The organism is Brevibacillus jepli (assembly GCF_047229145.1).
Lineage (GTDB): Bacteria > Bacillota > Bacilli > Brevibacillales > Brevibacillaceae > Brevibacillus.
Genome location: NZ_JBFEFW010000026.1, coordinates 1 through 12,181, shown reverse-complemented (window position 1 = coordinate 12,181; position 12,181 = coordinate 1). Strand labels below are relative to the sequence as shown.

The following is a 12,181-nucleotide window of genomic DNA, read 5'->3' as shown; positions in this document are numbered from 1 at the left end:
GAGCAAAGCATGGATAAGCTGATCATCAACGGTGGAAAACCGCTCGCGGGGACGGTGACCATCAGCGGAGCAAAAAACAGCGCAGTCGCACTCATTCCAGCCGCGTTGCTGGCAGATGGACCCGTTGTTATTGAGAATCTCCCCCGTATTCAGGATGTAGGTATTTATTACGAGCTCTTGCGGGAAATGGGAGCTGACGTGCTGTTTGAAGAAGATTGGATGGAAATTGATGGACGCATGATGCAGCTGATGCTCATGCCAAATGGTCGTATCAAAAAGCTTCGCGCCTCGTACTATTTGTGGGGAGCCTTGCTTGCCAAGTTCGGTGAAGCGCAGGTTGGTCTGCCAGGTGGCTGTGATTTGGGGCCGCGTCCAGTAGATCTGCATATCAAGGGCTTTGAAGCGATGGGCGCCGAGGTGGAGAACAAGAACGGCGTGATGACCATCCGTGCCACAAATGGCCGTTTACAGGGTGCGCGAATTTATCTTGATCTGGTAAGTGTTGGTGCGACCATTAACATCATGCTCGCTGCTGCCAAAGCAGAGGGTGTGACGATTATTGAAAACGCTGCCCGTGAGCCTGAGATCGTAGATGTAGCGACTTTGCTCAACAACATGGGAGCAAACATCAAGGGCGCGGGAACGGATATGATCCGTATTCAAGGCGTGGATCGCTTGCGTGGTTGCCGTCATACGATCATCCCGGATCGGATTGAAGCGGGGACGTACATGATTGCGGCAGCGGCCACGAACGGTAATGTGATGGTGGAGAATGTCATTCCGAAGCATTTGGAGTCTGTGACTGCCAAGCTGCGCGAAATCGGTGCGCAAGTAGTCGAGCAAGATGACAGCATTCAAGTCATTGGATATGAATCCTATCGTTCTATTGACGTGAAAACGAGTCCGTATCCCGGTTTTCCGACGGATCTTCAGCAGCCGATCACGACCTTGTTGACTCTCGCAAAAGGCTCAAGCATCGTAACAGACAATATTTACAGCTCGCGTTTCCGACACGTAGATGAACTGCGTCGTATGGGAGCTTCCTTGAAGATCGAAGGAAGATCCGCTGTCATTGAAGGCGGAAGCAAACTGAATGGTGCCAAGGTGGTAGCTTCGGATTTGCGTGCGGGGGCAGCTCTGTTCATTGCTGGCTTGGCAACCAATGGAACAACAGAATTAGAAGGACTCGAACATATAGATCGTGGATACGAAAACTTGGTGGGTAAACTGCAAGCGTTGGGAGCCGATATTACTCGGGTAGGCTTGCAGAGCATGGAAAACCACCAGCGTTAACCAATCACCAGGAGAGGAGTCTTCCAGAATGGAACGCAGTTTAACACTTGAACTGGTACGTGTGACTGAAGCAGCTGCTTTGGCTTCTGCCAGTTGGATGGGTCTCGGAAAAAAAGATGAGGCTGATGATGCGGCAACGACCGCAATGCGCAATGAATTTATGAAAGTGCCGATGGACGGCGTCGTAGTAATCGGTGAGGGCGAAATGGATGAAGCGCCGATGCTCTACATCGGTGAGCGTCTGGGCCAGGGAGTAGCTCCAGCAGTTGATGTGGCTGTTGACCCTTTGGAGGGAACGAATATCCTCGCAAAAGGTACGTGGGGAGCGATTTCTGTTATTGCCATTGCAGACCGGGGAAATCTGCTGCATGCTCCTGACATGTATATGGAGAAAATGGCAGTAGGGCCTAAAGCAGTCGGCAAGGTAGATATCAATGCACCGGTTCGCGATAACCTGAAAGCAGTAGCACAGGCACAAGGGAAAGATATCAGCGATTTGGTGGCAATTGTACTTGATCGTGATCGTCACTCCCGCGTGATCCACGAAATTCGTGAGGCTGGCGCGCGTATTCGACTCATCTCTGATGGTGATGTAGCGGCTGCGATCAATACCGCATTCCCGGACACAGGTGTAGATATTTTGTTCGGTTCTGGAGGAGCTCCTGAAGGTGTGCTGGCAGCTGTTGCGCTGAAATGCCTCGGGGGAGAAATTCAGGGCAAGCTCTTGCCACAAAATGAAGAAGAGATTAAACGCTGTGTCAAAATGGGATTGACCAACCCGCATCAAGTATTGTTTATGGATGATTTGGTCAAGGGTGATGACGCTATTTTTGCCGCGACAGGTGTGACTGATGGCGAATTGCTCAAAGGAGTTCGCTTCCAAGGAACCCGTGCAACGACGAATTCAGTTGTCATGCGTGCAAAAACAGGAACGGTACGTTTCATTGAAGGGAACCACCGCTTAGAACGCAAGCCAACGCCTGGTTTGTAAGAAAACAATTGTTGCATTCATATCGTTGTTCTAGGTTTTTTCAAGAGTAAATAAAGAGTGGTGGATGTATGTTACTTTCTGAACTAGAAGAAAAGAAGCTGACCGACCTCTATAAACTGGCCAAGGAATACCATATTCCGTACTACTCCCAGCTGAAGAAGAAGGAATTAATTTTCGCGATTCTTCGAGCACGGGCAGAGCGGGATGGTCTCATGTTTATGGAGGGGGTTCTCGAAATATTGCCGGAAGGATATGGCTTCCTCCGCCCCATTAACTATCTCCCCAGCTCGGAAGATATCTATATCTCCCAGTCGCAGATTCGCCGTTTTGACCTGCGGATGGGGGATGTAGTATCAGGGAAAGCAAGACCACCGAAGGAGAATGAACGTTATTTCGGACTGCTTCAAGTGGAGGCAGTAAACGGAGAAGACCCTGAGACAGCCGCAGAGCGTCTTCATTTCCCCGCATTGACACCGCTGTATCCTCAAACCAAGCTGGTATTGGAGACAGCACCTGCACGTGTTTCCACTCGCCTGATGGATCTTCTCTCTCCTGTTGGACTGGGTCAGCGTGGATTGATTGTGGCTCCGCCAAAAGCGGGGAAAACCATGCTGCTGAAAGAAATTGCCAACAGCATTACCGAAAGCCGTCCGGATATACACTTGTTTGTTCTGCTCATTGATGAGCGTCCGGAAGAGGTAACGGATATGCAGCGATCTGTTAAAGGAGAGGTAGTTGCCTCGACTTTTGACGAGCTGCCTGAGAATCACATCAAGGTCGCTGAGCTTGTGTTGGAGCGTGCAAAGCGACTGGTTGAGCACAAAAAAGACGTAGTGATCCTGCTGGATTCCATTACGCGTCTCGCTCGTGCCTACAATCTGGTCATTCCTCCAAGTGGCCGAACATTGTCCGGGGGTATTGATCCGGCAGCCTTCCATCGTCCAAAGCGCTTTTTTGGTTCAGCGCGAAACATTGAAGAAGGCGGCAGTTTGACCATTTTGGCTACTGCTTTGGTAGAGACTGGCTCCCGTATGGACGATGTGATCTACGAGGAATTCAAAGGAACCGGAAATATGGAGCTTCATTTGGATCGCAAGCTGGCTGAGCGCAGAATTTTCCCAGCGATCGATATCCGCCGTTCGGGTACTCGTCGCGAAGAGCTGCTGCTCACCAAAGAAGAGCTGGATAAGCTGTGGATGATCCGGAAGAACATGAATGAAACGAACGAGTTTGTGGACTCGTTTATCAAAAAGCTTGCAGATACAAAAACAAACGAAGAATTTTTGCAAACCCTAGAGTCCAAGCAGCAAGGACGAGGAAGAGCAGCTAGCACGACGGTGAGTTCATCATGACTCACCGTCATTTTTTTTGTTGTGTTGGCATACCGTTAGGAAGGGAGCTGGAAAAGAAGGGGGAGAGGCAAGTGGAGTACGTACAGATCAGCACTCCGGTGGAGAGTCAAACAGAGGCGAAAAAAGTAGTCGTGGAGCAGGCGTTATTTCAAGCGTTTAATCCATATGCCAGTCTGACAGCTTCACCTGCACCAGCAACAAAGGGAAATAAAGTGGTGTACGCTGTTCGCCAAGGGGATACGCTATCCGGTATTGCCGAGCGCTACGGACTTTCCTTGAGAAGTCTGGTGGAGACAAACCGTATTGATAATCCCCATCTGCTAAGTGTGGGCATGAAATTACTCATCAAACGTGATGAAGTCGGACATATGGTGAAGCGTGGAGAAACACTTGATTACATAGCCAGGCGGTACGGTGTTAGTCGGGAATCGTTAATCGAACGAAATCCACTGCTAAAATGGCTGTCGGACAACCTGTATGTTGGACAGGTCGTGTATGTCCCTATCTCAAAAGGAAATCCGATGCTGGGCAATGATCCGGGGCAGAAGCGAAATACAGTTCAGGCAGCAAGTCGGCAGGTCGTAGCGAGGATTCGCGGCGGTTTGGATTGGCCTGTTAGAGAAGCTACGCTTACTAGCGGGTTCGGAGCACGTTGGGGAAAAACACACAAAGGTGTGGATTTGTGGAATGAACAGGAATCGAAGACCCCGATATTGGCAGCGAAAGCAGGAGTTGTTGTGGAAGCAGGAGCCAACCGCTCAGGGTACGGTCGTATGGTGGTGATCGATCACGGCGATGGCTTGCAAACCTTTTATGCCCATATGCGCATTCTGCTCGTGTCACCTGGTCAAACCGTGGAAGCAGGTGAGATGCTGGGATACATGGGGCAAACAGGGAATTCGACTGGCTATCATTTGCATTTTGAAGTAAGGCAGGACGATGTGCCGATTAATCCGCTTCCCTATCTTGGCAGGTAACCCTATACAATTTACATTGCTTTTTCAATGCGATACAATGGGCAAAGCAAAGAAGCGAGGCGATTTTCCCATGTATTTAGTTTACGCAGATGAAAAAGGCAATGTATACGACCACCCTGGTCTTTTTGCAGTGGCTCGTAACGGAGATATATTGACAGAAATTCTGGAAGAAGAACTGATTCCGCTCCCGGAAGGATCCACCTTGGTCAGTTTGCCAGATACCGAGCCGATCGGCATGGACCCTGAAACAGGAGAAATGGTTAAGCTGGATGGCTGTACCGCGGTAGGTGCACTTGTGCCACAGGGTATTACAAGGCTCTTGCTACCTGGTTATGTGAAAACAAACAAGGAAAGCAAGCTGCCATTATTCGGTTATTCCGCAGTAGTCTGGAAGGATGAGCGTTTCTGGGTAACCGGTCGGGCGAGTGACGATATTTACAAATGGGACCCGTTGAACTTCCCGATGGATGAACTGCGCCAGCGAGTGGAAAAGACATTGGAGACATTCCCGCAAAACCGCATCTTGAATCACTTGTCGCACTGTGCGTTGGAGTACGAATGCTTGACGGCATCCAATAACTTTTTCAACCGCTGGGAAGGAAGTCTGCCTGTTTCCTATACCTGTAATGCCGGTTGCTACGGCTGTATTTCCGAGCAACCGGACGACAGCGGCTTCCCTTCTCCACAGACGCGGATGAACTTCAAACCGACAGAGGACGAGCTGGTAGAAGTCATGCTGCACCATCTGAAGTCGCCAGAGAGCATCATCAGCTTTGGACAGGGCTGTGAGGGTGAGCCTTCGACAATGGCGTCCATCATTGTTCCGGCTATGCGTCGTGTACGGGAAACGACAGACATGGGCTTCATCAACATCAATACAAATGCGGGCTTGACTGATCACATCAAAGGCATTGTCGATGCTGGTCTGGATCTCATGCGCGTGAGTATTATCAGTGCGATTGACGAACATTATAATGCTTACTATCGCCCGCGCAACTACACGTTGGAAAATGTAGCGCGTTCTGCTGAGTACGCTGCATCCAAGGGTGTGTATACGTCTATTAACTACTTGTGCTTCCCTGGCGTGTTTGACCGCGAAGAGGAAATGGAAGCGATGATCGAGTTCATCCGCAGAACAGGCATTAAGCTGATTCAGTTGCGCAATCTGAACATCGATCCCGAGAGCTACCTGGCCATGATTCCAAAGGCGCAAGGCGAAGTATTCGGCATGAAGCAAGCCATTGAGATTTATCAGCAAGAACTGCCAGATGTGGTGATCGGTTCGTTTACGCATATTCCTCCAGATCAACTCCAGCGTAGGAAAAACATGGCGTAATCGGCCAACCTGTTGCAATTCATCAATGGGCATGCTACTATCTGATATGTGTTTATATAACTCTGTCTCGGCAAACGATTCAGGGCGGAAAGAGGTGTAGATGAGATGAAACAAAACATTCATCCTAAGTACAACGTTGTAACCGTGAGCTGCGCATGCGGTAACGAATTTGAATCCGGTTCCGTGAAACAAGCGTTGAAAGTGGAGATCTGCTCCAACTGCCATCCTTTCTTCACAGGAAAACAAAAATTCGTTGATGCTGGCGGCCGTGTAGACCGTTTCAAACGCAAATACAATCTGTAATAATCAGAGTGTATTGGAGCAACCAGGTAGAGCAATCTGCCTGGTTTTGTCTTTTTCTGGCACTGATTTTTTGCGGGAGGGCATACAATGACTGCCATCGTCTGGTTCCGTCGTGATCTTCGCTTGCATGATCATGCGGCTTTGCATGCAGCCGCGCTCACTGGTGATCCGATTATCCCTATTTATATACTGGATGACTCGCTTTGTCGTTCTGCTGCTGTAGGAGATAAGCGACTGTACGCGTATTTCGCTGCAATAGGAGAATTCGCTAACGATCTGGCTCAGCTGGGAGGGCGGCTGTTGATACGCCACGGCGATCCACAGCAATTGCTTTGTCAGCTAGTCCAAGAGACGGGCGCAAATAAGCTGTTTTTCAATCGAGCATATACACCTGATGCTCGAAAGCGAGATGAGTCGGTGTCTGAGGTCTTGAAGAGTCACGGTGTGTTCGTGCAATCTTGCAAGGATTTGGTTATGCATGAGCCAGAAGAAATTAAGACGAAGCAACGGACACCGTATGCTGTATTTACACCTTATCGCCGCGTTTGGCAGACACTGCCGAAAGAGAAGCCGTTCCCACAATCGACGAAATGGCAATGGGATGAGCGATTGCATGAGTTAGCGGGTGAGCCTGTTCCTGCAGTGGAAGCGTTTGGACGAAAACGACCGACAGGTACTGAGTGGGAAAGTGAGCAATTCGGCGAACGAGCCGCACATAAACGATTGCAGCAATTTATAAATGGAGACATTCTATCTTATAAAGAAAAGCGCGACATGCCAGGGGTGAATGCGACATCCCGGCTGTCTTTTGCGTTAAACGCAGGTACGCTGTCTATACGGACAGTATATCATCGGGTACTGGAAGTGCTCATGCAAGCACGGGGTGAGCAGGTCACCTCGATTGAAGCTTTTGTTGCGGAGCTGATCTGGAGAGAGTTTTATCAACAGGTGCTTTATTTCCATCCACACACGACAAATCATGCCTACCTGCCGCAATTTGAAAAGGTTGCTTGGGAGAACAGGGAAGAACTATTTGCGTGCTGGTGTCAAGGTGAGACTGGCTACCCGATTGTCGATGCAGCGATGAAGCAGTTGATTGAGACGGGATGGATGCACAATCGGCTGCGGATGATTACGGCTTCCTTTTTGACGAAAGATTTACTGGTGGATTGGCGTTGGGGTATGGCGTATTTTGCACAGCAGTTGATCGATTTCGATGAAGCCGCCAACATCGGGGGCTGGCAATGGAGTGCTTCGACAGGTACTGATGCGCAACCGTACTTTCGAATCTTTAATCCTGTCACACAAGGGGAAAAGTTTGATCCAGACGGCGTATTCGTCAAAAAATATCTTCCCGTATTGCGTAAAGTACCTCTACAATATATTCATAAACCGTGGGACATGCCGGAGCATATCCAAGAGCAGGCAGGCTGCAAGATTGGCTTCGACTACCCGATTCCTTGTGTGGACCATGCACAAAGAAGAAAGCTGGCCATGGCCTTGTTTCAGGAGGCAAAAGACCGCCATGCAAAGACTGAGTAACGACTTTTAGCAAAGGGAGACAAAAGACGTGGCACAACTATATTTTCGGTATGGAGCGATGAATGCTTCCAAATCCATTCAATTATTGACCGTTGCCCACAATTACGAGCAATCGGGGAAAAAAGTAGTGGTGTTTACTCCAGCGGTTGATGATCGCTATGGCGTGGGAAAGGTTGCTTCGCGTGTTGGGATTAGCCGGGAAGCCATTCCGATTAACGAAGAGACTGATCTGTATCAAATCGTAGAGGCAGAGTCAGTCAAGCCGCATTGTGTATTGGTTGACGAGGCGCAGTTCATCAGCCGTCACCATGTGGATCAGCTCGTCAGAATCGTTGATAAGCTGGGAATTCCCGTGATCGTCTACGGCTTGTTGAAAAACTTCAAGAATGAGCTCTTCCCTGGCAGCGCTGCTCTGTTGTGCGAGGCTGATAAGGTAGAAGAGATTAAAACGGTTTGTGTTTACTGCAATAAAAAGGCGACACATATTCTCAAGTTCAAAAATGGACAACCGGTCTACTCCGGGGAGACGATTGAAATTGCTGGAAATGATACATACAGCAGCGTCTGTCGCAAGCATTACTATACGCCTCCAACCGAAGAATAAAGAAGGCATAAGCCACCCCTGTTTGTCCGTGCATGAGCCCAAGAGGCGATGCGCAGACTAAGCAAAACAGGAGGTGGCTTTTTCATGCGGACACAGCCTAATTGGCTTTTGCACAGCTCGCGTGTCGTTCTGGGCTTAGTTGTACTTACGACTGTCCTCATTGTCGGATGCGGGGGAAATACGGCTAGGCAACAGGGCTATGGTACGGATATGAGGAATACGCAGCACGATATGAAGATCAGAGGGGATCAAAGCGGCAATACGCTGCAAGGCCGTGCGCCTGTTGCTGCGGATCGTGACCCGTTAATGGGGCGCAATCAAAATCCGAATATGGTGATCGGTCAAGCGAATGTACGTAATACACCAGTCGAAGTGACCAATATGGAGAGGATCGCCATGTCGGTGAAAGGTGTAGAAACTGCGCGCATCACACTCAGCGATGCCAATGCATATGTTACTCTTGACCTTGTGCATAACATCACTGCGAATCAAGCGCGTACCATCGAGCAGCAGGTAATTTCGCTTCTCCAGGAAAGAATCCCGCGTTACGATTTTCACTTAACTTCGAATGACGGTTACCATCGCTGACAGGTGAGCAGGACGTATGTAGCAAGGCTCGGCATTGCCGGGCCTGTTTGGCATCACGTAAAACATTTCCAGTAATAATGCGCTTTGACTTCTTGCGCTATTCCTCCTATAATTTATCTGTTATAACCGTTTTTTTGGTAGATAATAATTTATCGCAATTCATATCGACATAAATGCTACCAAGGCTTCGCCTGCGCCAAAAGGCTATTATTCTTTGCGATGGGGTGAAATAAAAATGTTTACACGCTTATCTGCAGTCGAAGAGCGTTTTGAAGAAGTAACCAACCTCCTATGTGACCCCGACGTCATTAGTGATACAAAACGCTTGCGTGAACTGTCCAAGGAACAATCTTCGTTGGAAGAGACGGTAACGACATACCGTGAATATAAATCAGTGGTGAGTCAAATCGATGACGCCAAAGCAATGCTGGAAGAGAAGCTGGATGACGAGATGCGTGAAATGGTCAAGCTCGAGCTCAGTGAATTGTCAGCACGCAAGGAACAGCTGGAAGACCGCTTGAAGATCCTCTTGCTTCCAAAAGATCCGAACGACGAGAAAAACGTGATCGTGGAAATCCGTGGTGCTGCGGGTGGCGATGAAGCTGCACTGTTTGCGGCTGTGCTTTTCCGTATGTATACTCGTTTTGCGGAGCGCAATGCTTTTAAAATTGAAGTGCTTGAGGCAAGCCCAACTGATATCGGCGGATACAAGGAAATCGTCTTCTCGCTGTCAGGTCGTGGTGCTTACAGCAAAATGAAATTCGAAAGCGGCGCGCATCGTGTACAGCGCATCCCGGCTACTGAATCGGGTGGACGCATTCATACTTCTACCGCAACTGTACTGGTTCTGCCAGAAGCAGAAGATGTGGAAGTGGAAGTGCATGAAAAAGATATCCGTATCGATACGTTCTGTTCCAGTGGTGCGGGTGGTCAGAGCGTTAACACGACCAAGTCTGCGGTTCGTGTGACGCACATTCCTACAGGAATCATGGTTTCCTGCCAGGACGAAAAATCCCAGCATTCCAACAAGGACAAGGCGCTGCGTGTATTGCGCGCTCGTCTGTACGACTTCTATATGCAACAACAAAATGCGGAAGCAGATGCTACGCGCAAAAGCTTGGTGGGTACTGGTGACCGAAGCGAGCGCATCCGCACGTACAACTATCCACAAAGCCGCGTGACCGACCACCGCATCGGTCTGACTCTACACCGACTGGAATCGGTATTGGAAGGCGAGCTGGATGAAGTGATCGACAACCTGATTCTGCATGAACAAACGGAGCTTTTGAAAAGCCATGCACACTCAGCTTGATTGGTCTGATGTCACGACGATTCGAGAAGCCCTGCTACGGGCTTCTTCCTTTTTGCGGGAAAAAGGGACAAAGGACCCTTTGTTCGAGGCAGAGCTACTGATACGTCATTGTCTTGATTGGGATCGTACGCGATTTTTAATGTCGATGACGGATTCGATCGATGCCGAGACATTGGTGGAGCTGGACGGACTGTGTGTACGCAGGGCGAATAACGAGCCTCTGCAATATATGTTTGGTGAGCAGGAGTTTTATGGCCGTCCCTTTACGGTGCGACCGGGTGTTCTGATCCCTCGACCCGAGACGGAGATACTGGTGGAGCAGGTTATGATGGCTGCTGCGAAGCTCTGGCCTGAGCGTGAAGAGCTAGCGGTGGTAGATATCGGAACAGGGAGTGGAGCCATCTGCATTACGCTCGCACTAGAAAAACCGCAATGGCATGTAACAACAGTAGACCTTTCCGAGCAAGCGACTGCAATCGCTCGGGAAAATGCAGAGCGATTGGGAGCGGACGTGCGCTTTTTGCAAGGTGACTTGGTGCAGCCGCTTTTGGAAGCAGGTGAAAAGGTAGATATCCTCGTGTCCAACCCACCCTATATCCCGAGTCGCGATGTCGAGCAGCTGGACGATGAAGTGCGCGTACACGAACCTCGCTTGGCTTTGGATGGCGGCGAAGATGGCCTGGATTGCTATCGGCGGTTGTGTGAGGCGCTGCCGAGTTTGCTGAAGGAAAGAGCAGTCGTTGCGTTTGAAGTAGGAATTTACCAGGCAGGGGATGTAGCAGCACTTATGAAGGCATCCGGTGTCATGGATGATGTAGAGATCGTTCCTGATTTGGCGGGGATCGAGCGGGTCGTTATCGGTGTGAGACGATAGCATATGCTCGTCTCGCCTTTTTTGCATATGGAATGAATGTTTGAAATCGTGTGAATCCGTCCATACTGATTGCTAAAGAGAGAAGATCAGTATAGAGGGAGACGGATAACGATGAAACGGATGTTGTTGATAGCATTTAGTCTATTTATGCTAATGATGAGCTGGGAGGGGCAGCTTACTTCGGCCAATGTATTGGATAATGGGCCGATCCCTCAGGATTCCGTTCGCCTGCGAATTATTGCGAACAGCGATTCCGTTCAGGACCAGTGGTTAAAGCGAGAAGTGCGAGATGCGATTATCGCTCAGATGAATACATGGGCGGACGACATCGAGACGCTTGCGGAAGCAGAGCAAATGATTCAATCTCAATTGCCTGTTCTTCAGCAAGTCGTAGACAAGACGATTAAGGAACGTGGTTTTTCTTACAAGGCTGTAGTTGATTTCGGCCAGGTGCCATTTCCGACGAAGCTGTACGGTTCTTATGTGTATCCTGCAGGTAATTACCAGGCGGTACGTGTACAGATTGGAGAAGCCAAAGGTCAAAACTGGTGGTGTGTACTTTTCCCGCCGCTATGCTTCATCGATATGTCCAATGGCGACGCTGTACAAGCTGAGGCAACGACAGAGTCTGCACCAGAGTCTGCATCCGAGCAAACGACAGCATCCGTATCCGAGCTAGAAGAAGACTACGATCGATTTGATCGAGAGCAAATAGCTGTTTTACCCCTGGAAGAGAACGAAGTGGAGTCAAATTCGGTAGAAAATAAAGGGGATACTGAGCAGGCAGAAATAGAGACAGACGAATCGGAAGAAGCAGTCAAGTCTGCGCCAGAGGTAGAAGTGCGATTTTACTTGTGGGAAAAAATCGAGAGCTGGCTCTCCTAAGCTGTGTATAGAAAACGACACCGGCCGCACGTGCTGGTGTCGTTTTGAATGTGCGCCCAGCATGGGCGTTATCTATAGGGTTAAAGTCCCGAATGGCGAAGGCAGTAGTAGTCATTAGCTTAAG

12 protein-coding genes are annotated in these 12,181 nt (G+C 49.4%); all 12 read left to right on the top strand.

The window, feature by feature from the left end:
* Positions 1–9: 9 nt before the first annotated feature.
* The 12 genes from murA (at position 10) to spoIIR (ending at position 12,057) form a co-directional block, all read left to right on the top strand.
* Positions 10–1,293, top strand: coding sequence for a UDP-N-acetylglucosamine 1-carboxyvinyltransferase (murA, locus tag AB1L17_RS23560; protein WP_412847602.1), 1,284 nt, complete (start codon positions 10–12; stop codon positions 1,291–1,293).
* A gap of 28 nt (positions 1,294–1,321) precedes the next feature.
* On the top strand, positions 1,322–2,284 hold the full coding sequence (glpX, locus tag AB1L17_RS23555) for a class II fructose-bisphosphatase (RefSeq protein WP_412847603.1): 963 nt from the start codon (positions 1,322–1,324) through the stop codon (positions 2,282–2,284).
* Between the two features lie 68 nt (positions 2,285–2,352).
* Positions 2,353–3,636 carry a transcription termination factor Rho gene (gene rho, locus AB1L17_RS23550; RefSeq protein ID WP_412847604.1) on the top strand — a complete coding sequence of 428 codons (1,284 nt, stop codon included), beginning with the start codon at positions 2,353–2,355 and terminating at the stop codon, positions 3,634–3,636.
* Positions 3,637–3,707: 71 nt separating this feature from the next.
* On the top strand, positions 3,708–4,613 hold the full coding sequence (locus tag AB1L17_RS23545; protein ID WP_412847605.1) for a LysM peptidoglycan-binding domain-containing M23 family metallopeptidase: 906 nt from the start codon (positions 3,708–3,710) through the stop codon (positions 4,611–4,613).
* 70 nt (positions 4,614–4,683) lie between these two features.
* Positions 4,684–5,949 carry a radical SAM family protein gene (locus AB1L17_RS23540; RefSeq protein ID WP_412847606.1) on the top strand — a complete coding sequence of 422 codons (1,266 nt, stop codon included), beginning with the start codon at positions 4,684–4,686 and terminating at the stop codon, positions 5,947–5,949.
* Between the two features lie 105 nt (positions 5,950–6,054).
* Positions 6,055–6,252, top strand: coding sequence for a 50S ribosomal protein L31 (gene rpmE, locus AB1L17_RS23535; RefSeq protein ID WP_017252381.1), 198 nt, complete (start codon positions 6,055–6,057; stop codon positions 6,250–6,252).
* An 87-nt stretch (positions 6,253–6,339) separates the two neighbouring features.
* The gene (locus AB1L17_RS23530) at positions 6,340–7,794 is read left to right on the top strand and encodes a cryptochrome/photolyase family protein (RefSeq protein ID WP_412847607.1); all 1,455 of its coding nucleotides are present in this window, start codon (positions 6,340–6,342) and stop codon (positions 7,792–7,794) included.
* Positions 7,795–7,822: 28 nt separating this feature from the next.
* On the top strand, positions 7,823–8,398 hold the full coding sequence (locus AB1L17_RS23525) for a thymidine kinase (protein ID WP_412847608.1): 576 nt from the start codon (positions 7,823–7,825) through the stop codon (positions 8,396–8,398).
* Between the two features lie 84 nt (positions 8,399–8,482).
* Entirely contained in the window at positions 8,483–8,986 is a 504-nt protein-coding gene (locus AB1L17_RS23520) for a sporulation protein (protein ID WP_412847609.1), read from the top strand.
* A 235-nt stretch (positions 8,987–9,221) separates the two neighbouring features.
* Positions 9,222–10,298 carry a peptide chain release factor 1 gene (gene prfA, locus AB1L17_RS23515; protein WP_412847610.1) on the top strand — a complete coding sequence of 359 codons (1,077 nt, stop codon included), beginning with the start codon at positions 9,222–9,224 and terminating at the stop codon, positions 10,296–10,298.
* A complete protein-coding gene (prmC, locus tag AB1L17_RS23510; RefSeq protein ID WP_412847611.1) occupies positions 10,282–11,172 on the top strand; it encodes a peptide chain release factor N(5)-glutamine methyltransferase in 891 nt (296 codons plus the stop codon). The genes prfA and prmC overlap by 17 nt, the downstream gene beginning before the upstream one ends.
* Positions 11,173–11,283: 111 nt before the next feature.
* Positions 11,284–12,057, top strand: a complete 774-nt coding sequence (gene spoIIR, locus AB1L17_RS23505; RefSeq protein WP_412847612.1) for a stage II sporulation protein R — start codon at positions 11,284–11,286, stop codon at positions 12,055–12,057.
* Positions 12,058–12,181: the final 124 nt, after the last annotated feature.